Genomic DNA, 22,737 nt, shown 5'->3' on the forward strand with positions numbered 1-22,737 from the left:
AAGCAGTGGTCGTACTGTAGCCAAACTACGCCGGCTTTACCTCCGGTATGTGACGAACTGCCACTTTCTCGGCCTGAACGTCGCTACGGCGCGACAGGCGGTGCGGCCGTCAACGCTCCGCTTCCTGTATCCGGCCATTGCGGCCAGGATTGCCGCGCTCATTGCCTCTGTCATTACTGCGTTCACGTGGCGGCCCGCTGCGTTCGCTGACGGGACGCGGCTGCGGCCGCTCGGCGCGCGGCCGTTCTTCGCCACGCCACCCGGGGCGGCCCACCTGGTCTTGCACGGGCGGCAAGGCTGGCACCGCCGGCATCAAGGGCTGGGCCGGCATCGGTGGCTGTTGCGGCTGTTGCGGCTGGGCCGGCACGGGCGGCCGGTTCGGCTGCATGGGACGCGGCGCCAGGTGTGTCTGGCCATCGTCCGTCTGCAGGCGGCCGGGACGGTTGACCCAGTCACGCCGGACACCGCGGTCGCCGCGCGGCGCATCAACGGGACGCTGCCAGTTGCCCGCCGGCGCAGGCGCCGTGCTCAAGGGGAAGCTTTGCATCACGGGCGGTGGCATGGTGGTGCGGTTGCGGCGCGGCACATCGACCGTGCGCGATCCACCAAAACGCTCGCCGGGCAGCATCGTCATGCCTTCGCGCCGTTCGCGCTCACCCGCCACGGAGCGGCGCCCCTCGGCCACGCGGTTGATGCGGCGTTCATACTCCGCGCTGGCGCGGTAGCCGGGCACGTAGCGCTCATGCGGCGACAGGGGGAACCAGCCCACGCCGGGGCGCTGGTCATGGTTTGTCCCGTGATTGCCACCGACCCAGCCCACCAGGGCCGGTGCCCACGGCACGCGGCCGCGCTCGCGCCCCGGCGCCCAGCCCCAGCGCTGGCCCAGCAGCACCCAGCGGCCGTAATGCGAGGGCGCATAGCCCCACGGTGCATTATCGACCCAGGTCCAGCCCCATGGCGCGATCCACGTCCAGCGCCCGTCGCTGTACGGCGCCCAGCCGGCAGGCACCGCGCTGGGCAGCCACAGGGGGCCGTATTGCGCATCGTCCTGCCAGGCGCCGTAGCGGTCCAGCTCTTCATAACCGGTCGTATCGTCCGTGACATAGCGCAAGGCCGGCGCGGCGGCGGACAAGGCTTCGGGCCAGTTGTCGAAAGCGATCCGCTGCAAGGCACCCGTGCGCAACTCCTCGTCCGTCAATTCCGCGCGCTTGCCGGCACGCAAGGTCACGCTGCCCGTCGCCCCATCCACGTCGGCCGCGCCGTCGAGCATGCTGACGACGCTGGTGCCGGGCTGGCGCCCCGCCTCGATGCGCACCCAGCCCGGCTGGGTCAGGATCACGCGGGCCTGGGCGGTGGTCAGCTCGAAGCCGCGCAGCGCGTCGGGATTGCGCACGCGCACGCTGACCGTGCCATAGCTGAGGTGCAATTTGAAACTGTCGTCATCGAGCTCGCTCACTTCCAGCTCGGAATCGCCATCGAGGCGCACGGCGGCTGCGCCCACGCGCAATTCCGCCAGCGCGCCGCGCATGGTGCTCAGGCGGTTATCCGTCGTGACGGGCCAGTTCAGCAGGGCATTTTGCGCCTCGCCATTGCCGGCGCGCACCAGCACTTGCCCTTCGACGGTGGAAATGCGCCCCACGCGGGCAGGCGGGTCCTGCGCCAGGGCGAAGGTGCACGCCGACGACAGCAGCATGGCGCACACCGTATTCAAGAGGGGGAGAGACAGGATAGGACGCATGGCAGCGCTCCAGGCAAGACGTACAAGGATGATTGCTATCGATTACATCCGCATAGTACGGGCATCGCAAGCGGGCTTACAAATGTTTGCATGTTGACCGGACTCAGGACGCCGCCTGGCTACCGCGCTTGACGAAAAACAATGCCGTGCCGACGGCCATCAGCAAGCCGCCAAAGAAGCGGTTCTGCTTCTTCACGGCCTTGGCATCGCGGAAAAAGCGCTGCATCGACGATGCCAGGAAAGCGTAGCCGTGCATGACAATCTGATCGATCGTGCACATGGTGACGGCCAGGATCAGCAATTGCGGCAGCAGCGGCGCCGTGGGACTGATGAATTGCGGCAACACCGCCACCATGAAAATAATGCCTTTCGGATTCGTCACGTTGGTCAGAAAACCCGTCAGCACGCGCCGGCGCATGGACGGCACCACCGCGTCGGCATGCAGGTCGCCCGTCACCGCCACCCTGGCGCGCCATTGCGACAGGCCCAGGTAGATCAGATACAAGGCGCCCACCGTCTTGACGATATTAAACGCCACTTCGGAGGCCAGCAGCAAAGAGCCCACGCCAGCGCCGGCGATGCCCAGCACCACCAGCAGCCCCAGCTGCAGGCCGAGGATGGTGGCGCTGGCCTTTTTCACCCCGTAGGACAGGCCGTGCGACATCGACAGCACGGCGCCCGAGCCGGGCGAGACGGCAATGATGGAGGCGGCGATGACAAAGGTGATCCAGGTGGCGAAATGCATGCGGTTTCCCAAAAAATGGTAACAAGAGGCAATTTTAACCCGCTCAGTGCGGCCCTGCCGGCCCGCCCTGGGGTAAGATCGCAGTCACCCCTTGCCGTACAACCAAGAATAACATCATGAAAAACAACACTTTCCTCGCTCCACGATCCCCTGCCGCCACCGTGGGAGCACGCTGAGATGGCCGGCTCCAGCCTGCTGGCCCTGCTCGACGACATCGCCAGCATCCTCGACGACGTTTCCCTGATGACCAAAGTGGCCGCCAAGAAGACGGCCGGCGTGCTCGGTGACGACCTGGCCCTGAACGCGCAGCAGGTGGCCGGCGTGCGCGCCGAGCGCGAACTGCCCGTCGTCTGGGCCGTCGCCGTCGGTTCGCTGAAGAACAAGGCCATCCTCGTGCCCGCCGCGCTGGCCATCAGCGCGTTTGCGCCGTGGGCCATCACGCCACTGCTGATGCTGGGCGGCGCCTACCTGTGCTTCGAGGGTTTCGAAAAGATTGCCCACAAGTATCTGCATCCGGATGACAGCCACAAGGCCGAGCTGGCACAGGCGCTGCGCGACCCGCAGGTCGACTTGGTGGCGCTGGAAAAGGACAAGATCAAGGGCGCCATCCGCACTGACTTCATTTTGTCGGCGGAAATCATCGTCATCGCCCTGGGCACGGTGGCTGCGGCCACCTTCGCCGAGCAGGTGGCCGTCGTCGTCGGCATCGCCATCATCATGACGGTGGGCGTGTACGGCCTGGTGGCCGGCATCGTCAAGCTCGATGACGCGGGCTTTTATCTGGCCGCGCGCAAGGGCGCGGGCGCGCTGATGAACGGCGTGCGTGCATTTGGCCGCATGCTCGTGTCGGCGGCGCCGAAACTGATGAAATTCCTCTCCGTGGTGGGCACGCTGGCCATGTTCATGGTGGGCGGCGGCATTTTGACGCACGGCTGGCCGTGGGCCAGCGCCATGCTGCACCACGCGGAAGAAGCCGTCGGCGGCATGGCTCTCGTCGGCCCCGTGCTGGCCGCCGTCACCCCCAGCCTGATCAACGCGGTGGCCGGCGTCATCGCCGGTGGCCTGGTGCTGGCCGGCGTCACGGCCGTGTCAGCTTTATTGCGCATGATCAAGCCAAACAAATAAACTTTCTGGTCTGATGGGGCGGCAGGCGCATCCGTGCCTGCCGCCCCGGCCATGCCGGCGGCGCCTGCCTGCCCATGGAGACCCTATGCAGCCTTCCCCCATCCAACGCCCCAGCAACGCCTTCATCGGTGCCTCCTGGGCGGCACTGCTGATCGGCGCCATCACCTATTTGTCCGGCCTGTGGAACGCCACGATGGCCCTCAACGAGAAGGGCTATTACTTCACGCTCCTGATGTATGGCCTGTTCGCCGCCATCTCGCTGCAAAAATCCGTGCGCGACCGTAGCGAAGGCGTCGCCGTGACGGGCATGTATTTCGGCCTGTGCTGGATTTCCGTGTTGCTGGCCTTGCTGCTGCTCACCGTCGGCCTGTGGAATGCCACCCTGCAAAACAGCGAAAAGGGCTTTTATGCCATGGCATTCCTGCTCAGCCTGTTTGCCGCCGTGGCCGTACAAAAGAATGTGCGCGATGTGGCACGCGCCCCGGCCGCCACGCCAGCCGACGCGCCAGGAACTTAAGTGCCAACGGCGCGTCTATCTCTATATCCATAGCGGGAGAGACGATGAGCGACCAGCAGAAACGTTTACAGATGGCGCTGGAAGCAGCGCACATGGCCATCTGGGATTCGCGCATCGTCGCTGGCCAGGTTATCGACGGCACGGTCATCTGGTCGGCCAGGGGGGCGGCTTTGCTGGGCCTGGAGGAGCGCGCCCTGACACATTCCTTCCCCGCTTTCCTCGACTGCGTGCATGCCGATGACCGCGACAAGGTGATCAAAGTGCTGCAAGACGGCGTGCGCCGGCGCGGCGGCTACGCCCTGCAATACCGCGTCATCTGGCCCGACGGCAGCGAACACTGGCTGGCGGCCCAGGCGCACGTCTTCATGGATGGCGGCGGGCATCCCGAACGCACCCTGGGCATCATCTGGGATGTCACCGAGCACATACTGCGCGAACTCATGATCGCCGAGCGCAAGGAACTGGCCGAAGTGACGCTCAGCTCCATCGGCGACGGCGTCATCACCACCGATCCGCAGGGCAAGACGCGCTACCTGAACCGCGTGGCCGAGCAATTGACGGGCTGGAGCAACGGCATGGCACAGGGCCTGGACATCGGGCTGACCTTGCCGCTGACCGATGAGCGCACAGGCGAAGCACGCGAGCACGTGGCCATGCGCTGCCTGCAACAGCGCCAGGCCATCGGTATTTCCCCCCGTTCGCAGCTGATCACGCGCGAAGGCCGGCGCATCGCCATTGAAGAGTCCGCCGCGCCCATCTGGTCGCGCGACGGTGAGATCCTCGGCGCCGTCGTCGTGTTTCGCGACGTCAGCCACGAACGCAAGCTGAGCCAGCAATTGTCGTGGCAAGCCACGCACGACACCCTGACGGGCCTGATCAACCGACGCGAATTCGAACACCTGGTGGCGGGTGCACTGCATACGGCCAAAGAAAGCGGCCACGCGCATGCGCTGCTGTACCTCGACCTGGACCAGTTCAAGATCATCAACGACACCTGTGGCCATGGCGCCGGCGACGTGCTGCTGCAGCTGCTGGCCAAGATGCTGCAGGGACAGATGCGCGACAGCGACATCCTGGCGCGCCTCGGTGGCGACGAACTGGGCGTGCTGCTGCCGCACTGTCCGCTCGAGCATGCGCGCCTGATCGGCGAACAGCTGCGTCAGTCCGTGCGCGAATTCCCCTTCGCCTGGGACGAACACAGCTTCGAACTGGGCGTAAGCATCGGCATCGCGGAAATCAACCAGGACAGCAAGTCCATGAGCGAGCTGCTGAGCGCCGCCGACCAGGCTTGCTGCCTGGCCAAGGAGCAGGGTCGCAACCGCCTGCACGTGTACCAGGAGTCGGACGTCATGCTGGCGCAGCGGCATGGCGAAATGCTGTGGATTTCACGCCTGAACGAAGCGTTCACACACGACTACTTCCGCCTGTACGCCATGCCCATCGTGCACCTGCGCGACAGCCCGGAACAACATGACGAAGTGCTGATCCGCATCCGCAACGGCAAGGGCGACCTGATACTGCCCGGCGCATTCATTCCCGCCGCCGAACGCTACGACATGATGCTGTCCATCGACCGCTGGGTCATCCGCGCCGTCTGCCAGCATATCCAGAGCGTGCGCGACAGCCTGCCGCCACTGGAAGCGCTGGCGGAAAGCCGGCGCCGGGCACCGGCCATGTATTCCGTCAACCTGTCGGGCATGTCGCTGGCCGACCCCGGCCTGCAAGACTACATCACGGCGCAGTTCGTGCAGTACGCGATTGCGCCCGAACAAATCTGCTTTGAAATCACGGAAACGGCCGTCATCGCCAACTTGCCAAAAGCGCAAGTGTTCATGCGCCAGCTCAAGGCCGTGGGTTGCCGCTTCTCGCTCGACGACTTCGGCAGCGGCTTTTCCTCGTTCGGCTACCTGCGGGCCCTGCCCGTCGACTATTTAAAGATCGACGGCATCTTCGTGCGCGGCATCGCCACCAATGCCATCAACCGCGCCATGGTCAAGGCCATCAATGAAGTAGGCCACGTCATGGGCTTGAAAACGGTGGCCGAATACGTGGAAAACGCGGAAACCCTGGCCATCATCCGCGAACTGGGCGTCGACTACGCGCAAGGCTACGCCGTGGGCGGCTTGCGGCCCCTGACGGCGGGCGTGGATTAGCCTCCACCGGCAACCAGTAGCTTTAAAACAATGCCGCATTGCTATCCCTAAATGCGTGCAAGCACGACCAATCTGGAGGATTTTGATCTACATCAATAAATTTGCGCAGGCGACTCCTTACACTGATCTCCATTCTTGCAATCGTGCAAGTCTTACTCACCAATTAGCTCTTTAACTGATCAGGAAGCCGCGACCATGCGCCAAAATTTGCCAGTGACTAACCGTGAAGTTCTCGTCTTGGACGATCAGGCCATCGTGTCGAAAACGGATATGAACGGCAACATCGTGTATGTGAACCCGTACTTCAGCCAGGTCAGCGGCTTCAGCGAGGCAGAGCTGATCGGTTCGCCGCAAAATATCGTGCGCCACCCGGACATGCCGGCCGAAGCGTTTGCCGACCTGTGGACCTCGATCCAGGCCGGCACGCCGTGGACGGGCCTGGTCAAGAACCGTTGCAAGAACGGCGACTTTTACTGGGTGCGCGCCAACGTCACACCCATTCGCGAAGCGGGCAAGACCATCGGCTACATGTCGGTGCGCGTGAAGGCCGACAAGGATCAGGTCAAGGCGACCGAGGAAGCCTACGCGGCCATCCGCAACAAGGAAGGCGGCAACATTGTCATCAAGAACGGGCAAATCGTCCGCCCGGGCCTGGCGCACCTGCTGCACAACCTGACGCACATGTCGCTCAACCTGCGCATCTGGGCCGCCACCTCCATCGTCAACTGTGTGCAACTGCTGGTGTGCGTCATCAGCCTGTTCGCCAGCGGCGGCAAGATCACCAATTACGCCATCTTCGGCGCCACCCTGTTCGGCTTCCTGATCAACGTTTTCCTCTGGTACACCTTGCGCATGTCCGTGCTCAAGCCGCTGGGCAAGGCCCTGAACGGCGCGCGGGCGATTGCCGCCGGCGACCTGTCGGGCAGTTTCGAAACGGACAGCACGGATGAAATGGGGCAATTGCTGCGCGCGCTGCAACAGATGAACAGCAACCTGATCGCCACCATCCGCGACGTGCGTATCAACGTGGAAACCATGGCCGTGGCCACCAAGCAAATCGCCGCTGGCAATATGGACCTCTCGGGCCGCACGGAATCGCAGGCGGCCAGCCTGGAAGAGACGGCCTCGAGCATCGAGGAATTCTCGTCGACGGTGAAACAGAACGCGGACAACTCGGTGCAGGCGAACGAGCTGGCCGTGGCCGCCTCGAAAGTGGCGGTGCAGGGTGGCGAGATCGTTTCCGAAGTGATCACCACCATGGACGAGATCAACACCTCGTCGAAGAAAATTGTCGACATCATCGGCCTGATCGAAGGCATCGCCTTCCAGACGAATATCCTGGCCCTGAACGCGGCCGTGGAAGCGGCCCGCGCCGGCGAACAGGGCCGGGGCTTCGCCGTGGTGGCGGGTGAAGTGCGCAACCTGGCGCAGCGCTCATCCGTGGCGGCCAAGGACATCAAGCAGCTGATTGAGATTTCCGTCGGCAAGGTGGGCGCCGGCATGCTGCAGGTGAACCGCGCCGGCGCCACCATGGAACAGGTGGTCAGTTCCGTCAAGCAAGTCACGGCCATCATGCAGGAAATTTCCATCGCCTCGCGCGAACAGAGCATCGGCGTCGACCAGGTCAACCAGGCCATCGCCCACATGGACCAGGTGACGCAGCAGAACGCGGCCCTGGTGGAAGAAGCCGCTGCGGCCGCCACGCGCCTGGCGGAAGAAGCGGCCAGCCTGTCGCAAGCCGTGAGCCTGTTTAATTTCGGCAAGATGCCGCCACCGCGCCGCGTCGCCATGCCTGGCGGCAAGGGAGGCGCCGCGAACACGGGCAAACCCGCCGCTCTGAAACGCCTGGCCGCTTAACACCTTTCAAGACCTTACATATACCATGCCTACACTACTCAGCAGTGCTTCCGCCGACCTGGACGCCGTCGTCGAATTCGACCCGGTCATCATCGGCAAGATGAGCCAGTCCGGCCCCCGCTACACGTCCTATCCGACCGCCGACCGTTTCAGTGCCGACTTCGGCTACGGCAACTTCCTCGAAGCGCTGGCCGCACTGCGCATGCGCGGTGGCCGCCGTCCGCTGTCGCTGTACGTGCACGTGCCGTTCTGCGACACCCTGTGCTACTACTGCGCCTGCAACAAGATCATCACGAAAGACCGCAGCAAGGCCGCCACCTATCTCAGCTATCTGAAACAGGAAATCGCCATGCAGGGCAAGCTGTTTGCCGGCATGAACCAGATCGAGCAGCTGCATTTCGGCGGCGGCACACCGACCTACCTGAGCGAAAAGCAGATGGATGAGCTGATGCTGCATTTGCGCCAGCATTTCGAGTTCGCTTCCGACGAAGACGGCGAGTATTCGATCGAAATCGACCCGCGCACCGTGTCGCGCGAACGCGTGTTTTCGCTGCGCGCACAAGGCTTTAACCGCATCAGCCTGGGCGTGCAGGATTTCGACGCCGACGTGCAAAAAGCCGTCAACCGCATCCAGCCGGAAGCGGAAACGGTGGCCATCATGCAGGCCGCGCGCGACGCCGGTTTCCGCTCGATCAGCATCGACCTGATCTACGGTTTGCCCAAGCAAAACCTGGAGACGATGACGGAAACCTTGCGCAAGGTGATCAACGCCAGCCCCGACCGCATCGCCCTGTACCACTACGCGCACATGCCGCACCTGTTCAAGCCGCAGCGCCGCATCCTCGACGCCGACATGCCCGACAGCGCCACCAAGCTGGCCATGCTGGGCCTGTGCATCGCGCGCCTGACGGCTGCCGGCTATGTCTACATCGGCATGGACCATTTCGCCAAGCCGACGGACGACCTGGCCGTGGCGCAGCGCCAGGGCCGTTTGCACCGCAACTTCCAGGGCTATTCGACGCGCGCGGAAGCCGATCTGATCGCCTGCGGCGTGTCGGCCATCAGTTCCGTCGGCGCCGTCTACAGCCAAAATGAAAAAACGCTGGACGCGTATTACGAAAAACTCGACGAAGGCGTGCTGCCGATCGCGCGCGGCATCAAGCTCGATACCGATGATTTGTTGCGCCGTATCATCATCCAGATGCTGATGTGCAATTTCGAATTGTCGATCGCCACCATCGAGCAAGCGCACCCCGTGAAGTTCCGCAGCTATTTCGCCGCCGAGCTGGAAAAGCTGCGCGAACTGGCCCGTGACGGCTTGCTCGTCATCGAGGAAGACTGGCTGACGGTGACGCCGAAAGGGCGCTTGCTGATCCGCAATATCTGCATGGTCTTCGACCGCTACCTGACGCAGGCCCGCGCCAACGCGGCGCCGGACGCGGTGCAGCCGCTGCGCTACTCGAAAACGGTGTAACGCCGCCCGATGAACGCCCTCAGCCTCGTGCCCATGTTCATGGTCGGCCTGGCCGGCAGCGTGCACTGCATCGGCATGTGCGGCGGCATCGTGGGCGCCCTGTCGATCAGCGGCGGTGCACCGGCGGCGCCTGCCCGCCCGGTCATCGCCATCGCCGTGGCGCGCCCCGCATTGCAGACAACCTTGCAATCGAACGTGCTGCGCGTGCTGGCCTACAACGGCGGGCGCATCGGCAGCTACATGCTGGCCGGCGCCCTGGCCGGCAGCCTGGCCGGTGCGGGCATGCTGCACATGGCTTCCCTGCAAGTGGCCGGCTACTGGCTGGCCAACCTGATGCTCGTCGCCCTGGGCCTGTACCTGATGGATGCCTGGCGCGGCCTGGCGCATCTGGAAGCGGCCGGCAATATCGTCTGGCGCCGCGTGCGCCCTTTGTTGAAACCCCTGATGCCGATGGATACGCCGCTAAAAGCGCTGGCCGTGGGTGGCCTGTGGGGCTGGGTGCCGTGCGGCATGGTCTACAGCGCCCTGCTGACAGCCATGCTGCAAGGTTCGGCCCTGCAAGGCGCCGCCGCCATGGCCGCCTTCGGCCTGGGCACCCTGCCCATGCTGCTGGGCATGGGCTTGCTGGGCACGCGCCTGCGCGCGCAGATGCAGCGCCGTCCCGTGCGCATCGCCAGCGGCTTGCTGGTGCTTGGCTTTGGCTTGCTGGGCCTGCTGCGCGCCGCGAATGGCGTGTCGCTGGGCTGGCTCGACGCCCTGTGCGTCACTGGCCATCCATGAAAAGATGCATGAAAACAAAACTATGAATGCTGTTTTACAACCGTCCGCCTGCTTCCATTGCGGCTTGCCCGTGCCAAGTGGCTCGAACTGGAACGTCACCATCGACGAGCTGCCGCGCGCCATGTGCTGCCCTGGCTGCGAAGCGGTGGCGCAAACCATCGTCGACATCGGCCAGAGCGCGTACTACCGCGACCGCGACGAATACGCCGTCAACGCGTTTGATGCCACCCTGATGCCGCCCGAGCTGCGTTTGTACAGCAATGACGACGCGCAATTCGCGCGCGACGCCAGCAGCTGCGAAGCGACCTTGTCCGTCGAAGGCATCCGCTGCGCCGCCTGCGTCTGGCTGATCGAACGCCAACTGACGCGCCTGCCCGGCGTGCAGGCGGCCAGCCTGAACGTTGCCACGGAGCGCATGTACGTGCGCTGGAGCCGCGCCGAATGTGAACCGGGCGACATCCTGCAAGCCGTGCGGCAAGTCGGCTACACGGCCTATCCGTATGACGCCGTGCGCCATGGCGAGCGCCTGCAAAAGGCCAGCAAGACCCTGGGCCGCCAGCTGTTCGTGGCGGGCCTGTCGATGATGCAGGTGATGATGTACGTGGCGCCCGCCTACCTGGCCGCCGAGGACGGCACCCTGGACGACAGTATGGCCAGCCTGATGCGCTGGGCCAGCCTGCTGCTCACGTTACCGGCCATCTGCTATTCGGCCATGCCGTTTTTCCAGGGCGCCTGGGCCAGCCTGCGCGCACGCACACTGGGCATGGACGTGCCCGTGGCGCTGGGCATCCTGGCGGCCTTCTTCGGCAGCGTGGTGGCGACCTTTACGGGCCGCGGCGAGGTGTATTACGACTCGGCCACGATGTTCATCTTCCTGCTGCTGTGCAGCCGCTATTACGAGCTGCAGGCGCGCCGCAAGGCGGCCTCGGCGCTGGAGCGCTTGCAGCACGCCTTGCCCGCCTCGGCCTCGCTGATGGCGGGCTTTCCCGACAACCGCGCCACCACCCTGGTGCCGGCCGGTACGCTGGACGTGGGCGACATCATTTTAGTCAAACCGGGCGAGGCGATCGCCGCCGACAGCGTCATCATCGAGGGCACGAGCGCGCTCGATTTATCCCTGCTGACGGGTGAGAGCGCGGCCCAGCGGCGCAAGACGGGCGAACAGGTGCCGGGCGGGGCCATCAACGCCAGCGCGGCATTGATCCTGCGCGTCTTGAAACCGGCGCGTGAAAGCACCCTGTCGGACCTGTTAAAACTCATCGAGCGGGCCGGCAGCGGCAAGCCGCAGATCGCGCAGTGGGCCGACAAGGTCGCCGCCTGGTTCGTGCTGGGCCTGCTGCTGTTTGCCATCGCCGTGTTCGCCTTCTGGAGCTGGCACGATGCGTCGCGGGCCTGGCCCGTGGCCATCGCCGTGCTGGTCGTGTCGTGCCCGTGTGCGCTGTCTCTCGCCACGCCGACGGCGCTGGCGGCCGCCACCGACAGCCTGCTGCGACGCGGCGTCTTGATCGTCCAGCCGCATGTGCTGGAAACCTTGCACCGCGCCACCCACATCGTCTTCGACAAGACGGGCACCTTGACCCTGGGTCGGCCCGTGCTGCAACAGATCGAGGGACTCGGCAGCCTGACGGAGGACGACTGCCTGCAAGTGGCCGCCGCGCTGGAAGCGGGCAGCGCCCATCCGCTGGCGCAGGCGATCCTGGCCGCCGCCGAAGGGTTGCCAGGACAGCAGGCGCGTGCGCATGCGGAACAATTGCAGGAAGTGCAGGGCCAGGGACTCGAAGGCGTGATCAACGGCGTGCGCTACCGCCTGGGCAATGCGGCCTTTGTCGCCGCCATCGCCGGGCCGCCGCTGGGCGACACGGCCGTCGGCATGCAGGGCATGACGCCGCTATACCTGGGCATGCAGGGGCGCTGGCTGACGCGCTTTTTGCTCAGCGATGCGTTGCGCCCGGAAGCGCGTGAAGTGGTCGCGTATTTCCAGCGGCGCGGCAAGCAAGTCGTGCTGCTGAGTGGCGACCAGGAAGCGCTAACGCAAAGCGTGGCGACGGAACTGGGCATCAACACGGCGTGCGGCGAATGCCTGCCCGATGAAAAGCTCGATTTCGTGCAGCAATTGCAGGCGACGGGCGCCGTCGTGGCGATGGTCGGCGACGGCATCAACGACGCCGCCGTGCTGAGCGCGGCCGACGTCTCGTTCGCCATGGGTTCCGGCGCCGCGCTGGCACAGGCGCATGCGGATACGGTGCTGCTGTCGAGCCAATTGGTTTCCGTGCTTGACACGGCGAAAACGGCCGCGCGCAGCATGCGCATCATCCGCGAAAACCTGGGCTGGGCCACCCTGTACAATCTGACGGCCATCCCGGCCGCCGCGCTGGGTTACCTCAACCCCTGGCTGTCCGGCGTCGGCATGGCTGCCAGCTCGGCGGTCGTCATCGCCAACGCCCTGCGCCTGCGGAAAGCCTGAACATGGAAGCACTCTACCTCCTCATCCCCTTAAGCGTCGTGGTCGTCTTCATCGCGCTGTGGGTGTATTTCACGGCCTCGGACAGCGGCCAGTTCGACGACCTCGTCGGACCGGGCCTGCGCGTGCTGCAGGACGACGATACGACGGTCAAGCCGCCGGTGCCCGGCGACCCGCATCCCTGACCCCTCCAGCCCGGCCGGCGTCCCGTACGCCACGGCCGGCGCGCCTGCCCCACATCCCCTCTGATTGCAGGGATCTTGCATGGCTTTTTTGACCGAAATATCGCTTTATTTCGATGCCAGTTCGCTACGCTTATTTCATCCGGGGAATTTTGATCCACATCAAAGTTTTTTCGCGGTCAAACACTTACTCTCTGGCCACCATCATAAATAGTAATTCCAGGGAGAGTCTTTGTGGATCAATCGCTGAACTATAACTACAAGATCGTGAAGCAATTCGCGGTCGCTACTGTGGTATGGGGCATCATCGGCATGCTGGTTGGCGTTATCATCGCCGCTCAGTTGGCCTGGCCTGCCCTGAACCTCGACATACCATGGCTGACATACGGACGCTTGCGTCCGCTGCACACGAATGCGGTAATTTTCGCCTTCGGCATCTGCGGCCTGTTCGCCACCTCGTACTACGTTGTACAACGCACCTGCCAGGTGCGCCTGTTTTCCGACAAACTGGCCGCCTTCACCTTCTGGGGCTGGCAAGCTGTGATCCTGTGCGCGGTCGTCACCCTGCCCATGGGCCTGACACGCGGCAAGGAATACGCCGAGCTGGAATGGCCTATCGCCATCCTCATCGCCGTCGTCTGGATCGCCTACGCCATCGTGTTCTTCGGCACACTGATCAAGCGCAAGGTCAAGCATATCTACGTGGCCAACTGGTTCTTCGGCGCCTACATTCTGGCCGTGACGATTTTGCACGTGGTCAATGGCGCCGTCATGCCAGCCTCGTTCACCAAGTCGTATTCCGCCTATGCGGGCGTACAGGACGCCATGATCCAGTGGTGGTACGGCCATAACGCGGTGGGTTTCATCCTGACCGCCGGCTACTTGGGCATGGTCTACTACTTCATCCCGAAACAGGCCGAGCGCCCCGTGTACTCGTACCGCCTGTCCATCGTCCACTTCTGGGCGCTGATCTTCACCTACATGTGGGCGGGCCCGCATCACCTGCACTACACGGCATTGCCTGACTGGACGCAATCGATCGGCATGGTCTTCTCGCTGGTCCTGCTGGCACCAAGCTGGGGCGGCATGATCAACGGCATCATGACCCTGTCGGGCGCCTGGCACAAGCTGCGCACCGATCCGATCCTGAAATTCATGATCGTCTCGCTGTCGTTCTACGGTATCGCCACCTTCGAAGGTCCGATGATGTCGATCAAGACCATCAACTCGCTGTCGCACTACACCGACTGGACCGTTGCACACGTGCATGCGGGCGCCCTGGGCTGGGTGGGCTTCATCACCATGGGTTCGATCTACTATCTGTTGCCACGCCTGGCGGGCCGCACGCAGATGCACAGCACGCGTTTGGTCGATGTGCACTTCTGGGTGGCCACCATCGGCATCGTGCTGTACATCGCCGCAATGTGGATCGCCGGCGTGATGCAGGGCCTGATGTGGCGTGCGGTCAATCCGGACGGCACCCTGACCTACACCTTTGTCGAGAGCGTGAAAGCAACGTATCCGTACTACGTGGTGCGCGTGGCCGGTGGCCTGCTGTACCTGTCGGGTATGTGCATCATGGGCTACAACACCTGGATGACCTTGCGCGGCAGCAAACTCCCCGTCGCCCGCATTCCGGAACTGAACGCGGCGCACGCCTGATAGGAGCAAAAGCAAATGAAATTTTCACATGCATGGATTGAGAGAAACCCCTGGCTGCTGATCGCCCTGGTCACGGTAGTGATCAGCATCGGCGGCGCCGTCGAGATCATTCCCCTGTTCTTCCAGAAGAGCACGACGGAACCGGTCGCCGGCCTGAAGCCGTATTCGCCGCTGCGCCTGGCGGGCCGCGACATTTACGTGCGCGAAGGCTGCTACAACTGCCACTCGCAGATGGTACGTCCGCTGCGCGCGGAAACGGAACGCTATGGCCACTATTCGGTCGCTGGCGAGTTCGTCTACGACCGTCCGTTCCAGTGGGGTTCCAAGCGCACGGGGCCGGATCTGGCCCGCGTGGGCGCCCGCTACAGCGATGAATGGCATCGCACGCACTTGAACAACCCGCGCGACGTGGTGCCCGAGTCGAACATGCCGGCCTACCCATGGCTGGCGAAGACCAAGCTGGTGCCTGACGACATCATGCCGAAGATGCGCGCCCTGCAACGCCTGGGCCAGCCGTACAGCGATGCGGAAATCACCGCCGGCCCGGCGCAGCTGCAGGACAAGACGGAAGAAGACGCCCTGGTCGCCTATCTGCAAGGCCTCGGTACATTAATCAAAACAAGGAATTAGCATGGCAATCGAGAACCTGTTTGACAGCGCCAGCAGCGTCATGACGGTGGTTTCCTTTACGACGTTCGTAGGCATCCTGTGGTGGACGTTCAGCCGCAGCAATAGCGACTTCGACGCGGCGGCGCGCCTGCCGTTCGACGACGAGGCGCTCGACTACGCGGCCGATGCCGCACCGGCACAAGGGGAGCGCAACCATGGCTGATTTTACCAATGGCTTCTGGAATATCTACATCGTCGTGCTGTCCCTGCTGGGCATCATCGGCTGCGGCGTGCTGCTGTACTCGCAGTCGAAAATCAAAGTGGTCGAAGGCGCGCCTGCCGACGGCACCACGGGCCACGTCTGGGACGAGGACTTGAAGGAACTCAACACGCCGATGCCGCGCTGGTGGATGTGGTTGTTCTACATCACCATCGTCTTCGCCCTGGCGTATCTGTTCCTGTACCCGGGCCTGGGCACCTATGCCGGCAGCCTGGGCTGGAAATCGACGGGCCAGTACGAGGAAGAGCTGAAGAAGGCGGAAGCCGACTACGGTCCCCTGTTCAACAAGTACCTGAGCCAGGACTTGAAGACGGTGGCCGCCGATCCGCAGGCACTGGCCATCGGCCAGCGTTTGTTCCTGACCTACTGCGCGCAATGCCACGGTTCGGATGCGCGCGGCAACAAGGGCTTCCCCAACCTGACCGACAAGGACTGGCTGTATGGCGGTGAACCCGACATCATCAAGACCACCATCCTGCATGGCCGCAATGGGCAGATGCCACCGATGGGTGCCGCCCTGGGCTCCGAAAAGGATGTCGAGAACGTGGCCCATTATGTGCTGAGCCTGTCCGGTTCCACCTCGGACCCCGTCAAATCCGTGCTGGGCAAAGCCAAGTTCGGCGCCTGCATGGCCTGTCATGGCGCCGATGCGAAGGGCAATCAGATGCTCGGTTCGCCTAACCTGACGGACAAGATCTGGCTGTACGGCGGCAGTGCTGATACCATCATGGAAACCGTACGCAAGGGACGCAGCAACACCATGCCGGCCTTCAGCGATTTCCTCGGCGAGTCCAAGGTCCACGTGCTGTCGGCGTATGTCTGGAGCCTGTCGAATCCACAGACGCCCGTGAAATGATGTAATGGAACCTCAAGTCATCAAGATGTATGCGGCCCGCGAGCAGATCTACCCTCGCGAGGCCAAAGGACGCTACGCTACCTGGCGATGGGTATGCGTATGGCTTACCCAGCTGGCGTTCTACGGCTTGCCGTGGTTGACCTGGAATGGCAGGCAAGCCCTGCTGTTCGATTTGACCACGCGCAAGTTCTACATTTTCGGCGTCGTGCTGTGGCCCCAGGATTTCATCTATCTGGCGGCCCTGCTGATCATCTGTGCGTATTTGTTGTTTCTCGTCACGGCCATCGCCGGGCGGGTGTGGTGCGGGTTCTCTTGCCCGCAAACGGTATACACGGAAATCTTCCTGTGGGTCGAACGCCGCATCGAGGGCACGCGCAGCGCGCGCATGGCCCTCGACAAGCAGGGACCCTCCGTGCGCAAGGCCTTCAAGAAGACGGCCAAGCACCTGGCATGGGGCGCCATCGCCCTGTGGACGGGCTTTACCTTTGTCGGCTATTTCACGCCGATCAAGGAACTGGCGCGCGAGGTGACCACCCTCAATTTCGGTCCCTGGGAATGGTTCTGGGTCTTGTTCTACAGCCTGGCAACCTACGGCAACGCGGGCTGGCTGCGCGAGCAGGTGTGCAAATACATGTGCCCCTACGCGCGCTTCCAGAGCGCCATGTTCGACCAGGACACCCTGATCATCACCTACGATGCCAAGCGCGGCGAACCGCGTGGCGCCATCAGCAAGAAGGCCGGCAACAACGACAAGCTGGGCGACTGCATCGACTGCACCCTGTGCGTGCAAGTGTGTCCGACCGGCATCGATATCCGCAACGGCCTGCAGTATGAATGCATCGGCTGCGCCGCCTGCGTCGATGCCTGCAATACCGTGATGGACAAGGTCGACCGGCCGCGGGGACTGGTACGCTACAGTACCGACCATGCGATGGAAAACAACTTCAATTCGAAGCAGATCCGCCAGCGCGCCATGCGCCCGCGCGTGCTGATCTACACTTCCATCCTGGCCCTGATCATCATCGCCGTGTGTACCTCGCTGGCGCTGCGCACGCCCCTGAAAATGGACGTCATCCGCGACCGCGGTTCGATGGGACGCGAAGTGGAAGACGGCATGATCGAAAACGTCTACCGCTTGCAGATCATGAACACCTCGGAGCAAATCCAGCATTTTAAAATCAGCGCTTCCGGCTTGCCGGGTCTGACCTTGCTGACGCGCGAAGAGGTGACCTTGCAGCCGACAGAAACGCTGGGTTGGCCGATCCGCCTGCGCGTGCCGCATGGCGTGGGCGAGAAGGGTTCGAACAAGATTGCAGTCGAGCTACAATCGCTGGACAACCCATCGTTGCATGTGCGTGAAAGCGCGGTATTCATCGTGCCGCGGTGATGTTGATTCGGGGTCGGACCCTCTGGGTCCGACCCCGGTATTTCGCCGTAGGGGTAGCATCAAACATGCGTTAGCTTTACTTTATTTTCAACCCAGAAGCAAAAGCTGGGGTCAGACCCAAAGGGTCTGACCCCAAGGAGAACAAAATGTCCGACAGTCTCAAGCTGCAAGCCCCCGTTGCCCCGTGGTACAAGCATCGCTGGCCATGGCTGCTGATGATCGGTCCCGGCCTGTCCGTGGTCGTCGGCAGCTTCATGGGCTATATCGCGTTTACGCAGCCTGATGCGCTGGTGGTGGGCGACTATTACAAGCAGGGCAAGGCGATCAACCAGGATTTGAAGCGCGACACGATCGCCAGCGACCTGGCGATGGATACCAGCCTGTCCTATGATGTGGCACAGGCGCGCCTGAGTGGTTCCGTGCACAGCTTCGGCAAGGCTTACCAGGGTCCGCTGCAGCTGCATCTGGCGCATGCGACCTTGCCGGAAAAGGATATCAAGCTGCTGGTGCAGCCCGATGCGGCGGGCAATTTTTCCGTGGCGCTGCCGATGCTCGAGCGCAGCCGCTGGCAAGTACTGGTGGAAAACGACAAACGCGAGTGGCGCCTGTCCGGCATCTGGACCTGGCCGCTGCAGCGCAGCATCGCGCTGCATGCGGATGAAGAGCTATAACGTACAGCGCCGGGAAAAAACCGTAGCGAGCGGCAGTGATTTGTGGCTAAGAAGCGCAGCTGTGCTAGAGCACAGCGAGCATCGCAGGCCGCAAAGCGCGACGCGCAGTAGGTTTTGACGGTGCTGTTATTTGCAGACGTCCGTGCCGGCTGTAATGGCTTTCAACTTGGCGGGCTGCAAAATCTCGATCTCGCGGTTGGAGACGCGCAGCCAGCCTTCCTTCTTGAATTTCGACAATAAACGGCTGACGCTCTCGATGGTCAGCCCCAGGTAATTGCCGATTTCCTCGCGCGACATGCGCAGCTGAAATTTGCTAGCCGAATAGCCGCGCGCTTCATAGCGCGAGGCCAGGTTGACGATAAAGGCGGCAAAACGCTGGGTCGCCTGCATATTGCCCAGCAACAGCATGACGCTTTGCTCGCGCGTGATTTCCTGGCTCATCATGCGATGGAAATGGCGCAGCAGGGTCGGCATATTGCCCAGCAACTGTTCCAGGCTGGAAAACGGAATTTCACACACTTCGCTGTCTTCCAGCGCCACCGCATTACAGTGGTGGCGGTCGGCGCTGATGGCGTCCATGCCCAGCAGTTCGCCAGCCATCTGGAAACCCGTCACCTGCTCTTCACCGCCCGGATTGATCTGGTACGTCTTGAAGTGCCCCAGGCGGATCGCGTACAGATTCTGGAACGAGTCGCCGATGCGGAACAGCGAGGCACCGCGCACGATCTTGCGGCGGCGGCCGATGATCTGGTCCAGCCTGTCCATGTCGCCCACATCGAGGCCCATCGGCAGGCACAATTGATGCATGCTGCAGGTCGAGCATCGCGCACGCAACGCTTCCACGGTCACTGTGGGCATGGTGGGAGTGAGTAGCGCTTCAGTCATGTCGGTACCTTTTAGAAAATGCAATAACGAGTTTACTGCATACAGGGTTGCCGTGTGCCAATTTCACCGCATTTCCGCTGAATAAACGACGTTCTAACCTTGATTATATGGCAACATCATTAAAAGCCCATGTGGGAAAGGCAATTTGCGCGGCGCCGCTTGCCAAGTTGATGTATTGATAGGAAAATTCCCGACAGCATTAGCTGCCGCCTGTACCGCCCGGTACTGAAAAGGAAATCATGAAGCCTCTCGGCATCAAAGCAAAAGTCGCGCTGGCCACCAGCCTGACCTCGATCGCCATGATCGCGCTGGTCACCATGATACAGGTGCAGCACATGCGCGCCGACTTCACCCGAGTACTGCTGAGCCAGCAGTCTGCCCTGATCACCCGCACCGCTGCCGAACTCGACGACAAGCTGGGCATGCTGCTGCAGATCGTCACGCTGACGGCCAGGCAGCAGCCGCCGGAATTGATCGCCCAGCCAGCCCAATTGCGCGAATACTATGCGCGCCGCTCGATGCTGGTACTGTTCGACGACGTGCTGGTGCTCGATGCGCAAGGCGCCGTCGTGGCCGACATGCCGGAAGTGGCGGGGCGCGCCGGCATCAACGTCGCCGAGCGCGAGTATTTCCAGACCGTCCTGCGCACGCGCCAGCCCATGATCACCGAGCCGATGCTGGGCAAGTCGAGCGGCATGCCCATCGTGCAGATGGTGGCGCCCGTGCTCACGGCCGATGGCCAGGTGGCCGGCGTGGTGATCGGTGTGCTGCGCCTGTACAAGGACAACCTGTTGGGACGCCTGCGCTCGGAAAAGATCGGCAAGAGCGGCTATTACTTCATCCTCACGCGCGGCGCCGTGCCGCGCTATGTGCTGCACCCCGATACCAGCCGCTTGCTGCAGCCGCGCCAGCCGAACGCCAACCTGACGACGACCCAGTTGCTGAAGAACGATGGCGAAGGCAGCATGGTCAGCACCAACAGCCGCGGCATCACGGCCGTCAACAGCTTCAAGCGCCTGAAATCGGTGAACTGGCTGCTGGCCGCCTCGCTGCCTCTCGATGATGCCTTCGAACCGTTCGATGGCGTGCTGTACCGGCTGGTGCTGTGGAGCGTCCTCGCTTCGCTGCTGGCCGCGTTTATTCTGGGCTGGGTCACCGTGCGCCTGCTGTCGCCGCTGGTGCACCTGCGCGACACGCTGCAAGCCATGCGCACCAGTGGCAGCCGCTTCACGCCCGTGCCGGTGCGGCAGCGCGACGAGATCGGCGAACTGACGGAAGCGTTCAACAGCCTGATGAGCGAACGCGACCGCCTGCAGCAGGAACTCGAAGCGCGTGCGGCGGAGCTGGAACAGGAACGCGACCGGGCCGAGGCGGCCAACCGCGCGAAGAGCGATTTCGTGGCCAACATGAGCCATGAAATCCGCACGCCCCTGAATGCCGTACTGGGCATGGTGTATTTGCTGGGCAATACCAAGCTCGATACGGAACAGCGCAAGTATCTGACCATGGTGCGCGTGGCGGGCCAGTCGCTGCTGGGCATCCTCAACGACGTGCTCGACTATTCGAAGATCGAGGCGCGCCGCATGGAGTTGTCGCCCGTCGAATTCGACCTCGACGAGGTCATGAACACGCTGGCCACGACGATGACCATGAATGCGGGCGAAAAGGAGCTGGAACTGGCCATCGCCGTCGAGCCGGACGTGCCGCGGCGCCTGGTGGGCGACGCCCAGCGCCTGCAGCAGATCCTCGTCAACCTGGCCGGCAACGCCATCAAGTTTACGGAGAGCGGCGAAGTGGTGGTGGCCGTCAGCCTGGCCGAAAGCCAACAAGGCCGCGCCTGGCTGCGCTTCGAAGTGCGCGACACGGGCATCGGCATGACGGAGTTGCAGCAACAGCAGCTGTTTGCCGCCTTTTCACAGGGCGACCAGAGCATCACGCGGCGCTTCGGCGGCACGGGCCTGGGCCTGGCCATCAGCAAGCAGCTGATCCACATGATGGGCGGTGATATCGCCGTGGCCAGTAGCGAAGGCAAGGGCAGCCGCTTCTGGTTCAGCGTGCCGTTCGAGATGCTGGCGCAGCCGGCCGAAACGCGGCGCACGCCGGCCCTGGGCCAGCTGCGCCTGCTGGTGGCAGACGATAACCGCACCACGCGCGAACTGATCGTCAAGCTGATCGAAGCCTGGGGCTGGCTGGCCGACGAAGTGGACTCCGGCTTTGCCGCCATCGAACTGTACCGCGAACGCCTGGCGCAGCAGCAACCGTACGACGTGGTGCTGGCCGACTGGCACATGCCCGTCATGGACGGCCTGGCCACGGCCAAGGCCATCCGCCAGGCGGCCAGCGGCCAGCGCCAACCCATCGTGGTGATGGTCAACGCCTTCGCCCGCAACCACCTGGAAGAAATCTCCAGCGCGGCCGAGGCCGATGTCGTGCTGATGAAGCCAATCACGGGTTCGAGCCTGTTCGATGCCCTGCACCAGGCGCTGATCGCCAAGAACGATGGCGGCGAACAGCGCATCCTGCACCAGCCGCTGGGCACCGAACTGGCCGGCGTGCATTTCCTGCTGGTGGAAGACAATCATTTGAACCAGGCCGTGGCGCGCGGCATCCTCGAACACATGGGCGCCACCCTGGACGTGGTGGGCGACGGCTTGCAAGCCGTGGAACGGCTGCGCACGGAGGCGCTGCGCTACGACATCGTGCTGATGGACATGCAGATGCCTGTCATGGACGGCTTCAGCGCCACCCACATCATCCGCACGGAACTGCGCTTGAACTTGCCCGTGATCGCCATGACGGCCGGCGTGCTGGCCTCCGAGCGCGAGCGCTGCATGACGGCCGGCATCAGCGATTTCATCGCCAAGCCCGTGGTGGTGGAAGAGATGATGGCAGTCATCCTGCGCCACCTGCCGAAGCGCCCGCCAGTGCAAACGGCCGAGCCGGTGACAGTTGCCGATGAGGAGGTATTTTCCATGGCGCCGCTGATGCGCGTGATGGGCCGCGATGCCAAGGGGCGCGGCGTGCTGCGGCGCATGGTGGAAGACGCCCTGAACAAGGGCATGACGCCCGTGCGCGACGCCGAAACAGCGTTGCAAACGGGCCGCCACAGCGACGTGGCGCGCATCCTGCACGGCGTGCGCGGTTCCGTGGGTACCCTGGGCACGAAGCGCCTGATCCGCGCCGCGTTTGCCACCGAGGAAGCCATCGACGCGGGCCGCCTGGACGAGGTGCCGGCGCTACTGGCGCACACGGCGCAGGAACTCGAACAGGCGCTGGCGGCGGCCGCCGATTGGTTGTCGAGGCTGAAAGATTAAAAGAGTAGGTCGGATTAGCGGCGGCACGCCGCGTAATCCGA

The 22,737-nt window shown here is 63.4% G+C and carries 18 protein-coding genes; 15 read left to right on the top strand and 3 right to left on the bottom strand.

The features are described 5' to 3' along the window. Positions 1-109: 109 nt before the first annotated feature. A complete protein-coding gene (locus ACP7EG_RS07750; protein ID WP_426087187.1) occupies positions 110-1,738 on the bottom strand; it encodes a DUF6600 domain-containing protein in 1,629 nt (542 codons plus the stop codon). Between the two features lie 103 nt (positions 1,739-1,841). Next, positions 1,842-2,483: a LysE family transporter gene (locus tag ACP7EG_RS07755; RefSeq protein ID WP_426087188.1), complete on the bottom strand. Its 642-nt coding sequence runs from the start codon at positions 2,481-2,483 to the stop codon at positions 1,842-1,844. Positions 2,484-2,660: 177 nt separating this feature from the next. Between ACP7EG_RS07755 and ACP7EG_RS07760 the strand changes: the two genes are divergently transcribed. The 14 genes from ACP7EG_RS07760 (at position 2,661) to ACP7EG_RS07825 (ending at position 18,497) form a co-directional block, all read left to right on the top strand. Beyond that, positions 2,661-3,608 (top strand): DUF808 domain-containing protein, encoded by a 948-nt coding sequence (locus tag ACP7EG_RS07760; protein ID WP_426087189.1) that lies wholly within the window; start codon positions 2,661-2,663, stop codon positions 3,606-3,608. An 85-nt stretch (positions 3,609-3,693) separates the two neighbouring features. Next, positions 3,694-4,125 carry an inner membrane protein YiaA gene (yiaA, locus tag ACP7EG_RS07765; RefSeq protein WP_426087190.1) on the top strand — a complete coding sequence of 144 codons (432 nt, stop codon included), beginning with the start codon at positions 3,694-3,696 and terminating at the stop codon, positions 4,123-4,125. A 44-nt stretch (positions 4,126-4,169) separates the two neighbouring features. After that, positions 4,170-6,278 (top strand): EAL domain-containing protein, encoded by a 2,109-nt coding sequence (locus tag ACP7EG_RS07770; protein ID WP_426087191.1) that lies wholly within the window; start codon positions 4,170-4,172, stop codon positions 6,276-6,278. A 195-nt stretch (positions 6,279-6,473) separates the two neighbouring features. After that, positions 6,474-8,135, top strand: a complete 1,662-nt coding sequence (locus ACP7EG_RS07775; RefSeq protein WP_426087192.1) for a methyl-accepting chemotaxis protein — start codon at positions 6,474-6,476, stop codon at positions 8,133-8,135. Positions 8,136-8,160: 25 nt separating this feature from the next. Next, on the top strand, positions 8,161-9,609 hold the full coding sequence (gene hemN / locus ACP7EG_RS07780; protein WP_071080096.1) for an oxygen-independent coproporphyrinogen III oxidase: 1,449 nt from the start codon (positions 8,161-8,163) through the stop codon (positions 9,607-9,609). A 9-nt stretch (positions 9,610-9,618) separates the two neighbouring features. After that, positions 9,619-10,389: a sulfite exporter TauE/SafE family protein gene (locus ACP7EG_RS07785; protein WP_426087193.1), complete on the top strand. Its 771-nt coding sequence runs from the start codon at positions 9,619-9,621 to the stop codon at positions 10,387-10,389. A 22-nt stretch (positions 10,390-10,411) separates the two neighbouring features. Further along, positions 10,412-12,853, top strand: coding sequence for a heavy metal translocating P-type ATPase (locus tag ACP7EG_RS07790; RefSeq protein ID WP_426087194.1), 2,442 nt, complete (start codon positions 10,412-10,414; stop codon positions 12,851-12,853). A gap of 2 nt (positions 12,854-12,855) precedes the next feature. Beyond that, positions 12,856-13,035 (top strand): cbb3-type cytochrome oxidase assembly protein CcoS, encoded by a 180-nt coding sequence (ccoS, locus tag ACP7EG_RS07795; protein WP_426087195.1) that lies wholly within the window; start codon positions 12,856-12,858, stop codon positions 13,033-13,035. Positions 13,036-13,266: 231 nt separating this feature from the next. Further along, positions 13,267-14,694, top strand: coding sequence for a cytochrome-c oxidase, cbb3-type subunit I (gene ccoN, locus ACP7EG_RS07800; protein WP_071080091.1), 1,428 nt, complete (start codon positions 13,267-13,269; stop codon positions 14,692-14,694). A 15-nt stretch (positions 14,695-14,709) separates the two neighbouring features. Beyond that, positions 14,710-15,324 carry a cytochrome-c oxidase, cbb3-type subunit II gene (ccoO, locus tag ACP7EG_RS07805; protein ID WP_071080090.1) on the top strand — a complete coding sequence of 205 codons (615 nt, stop codon included), beginning with the start codon at positions 14,710-14,712 and terminating at the stop codon, positions 15,322-15,324. 1 nt (position 15,325) lies between these two features. Further along, positions 15,326-15,526 (top strand): cbb3-type cytochrome oxidase subunit 3, encoded by a 201-nt coding sequence (locus ACP7EG_RS07810; protein ID WP_071080089.1) that lies wholly within the window; start codon positions 15,326-15,328, stop codon positions 15,524-15,526. Then, positions 15,519-16,439, top strand: a complete 921-nt coding sequence (gene ccoP, locus ACP7EG_RS07815) for a cytochrome-c oxidase, cbb3-type subunit III (RefSeq protein ID WP_426087196.1) — start codon at positions 15,519-15,521, stop codon at positions 16,437-16,439. The genes ACP7EG_RS07810 and ccoP overlap by 8 nt, the downstream gene beginning before the upstream one ends. Positions 16,440-16,443: 4 nt before the next feature. Then, entirely contained in the window at positions 16,444-17,826 is a 1,383-nt protein-coding gene (ccoG, locus tag ACP7EG_RS07820) for a cytochrome c oxidase accessory protein CcoG (RefSeq protein WP_426087197.1), read from the top strand. 146 nt (positions 17,827-17,972) lie between these two features. Further along, positions 17,973-18,497, top strand: coding sequence for a FixH family protein (locus ACP7EG_RS07825; protein ID WP_071080087.1), 525 nt, complete (start codon positions 17,973-17,975; stop codon positions 18,495-18,497). 126 nt (positions 18,498-18,623) lie between these two features. Here the strand turns inward: ACP7EG_RS07825 and fnr are convergent, their stop codons facing one another. After that, positions 18,624-19,382, bottom strand: coding sequence for a fumarate/nitrate reduction transcriptional regulator Fnr (gene fnr, locus ACP7EG_RS07830; RefSeq protein WP_071080086.1), 759 nt, complete (start codon positions 19,380-19,382; stop codon positions 18,624-18,626). 239 nt (positions 19,383-19,621) lie between these two features. Here fnr and ACP7EG_RS07835 point away from each other — a divergent pair, with 239 nt between their 5' ends. Then, positions 19,622-22,696 (top strand): response regulator, encoded by a 3,075-nt coding sequence (locus ACP7EG_RS07835; protein ID WP_426087198.1) that lies wholly within the window; start codon positions 19,622-19,624, stop codon positions 22,694-22,696. The last annotated feature ends 41 nt before the right edge of the window (positions 22,697-22,737 follow it).

Origin of the sequence: Janthinobacterium sp. PSPC1-1 (assembly GCF_049897625.1) — a bacterium.
GTDB classification, from domain to species: domain Bacteria; phylum Pseudomonadota; class Gammaproteobacteria; order Burkholderiales; family Burkholderiaceae_D; genus Janthinobacterium; species Janthinobacterium tructae.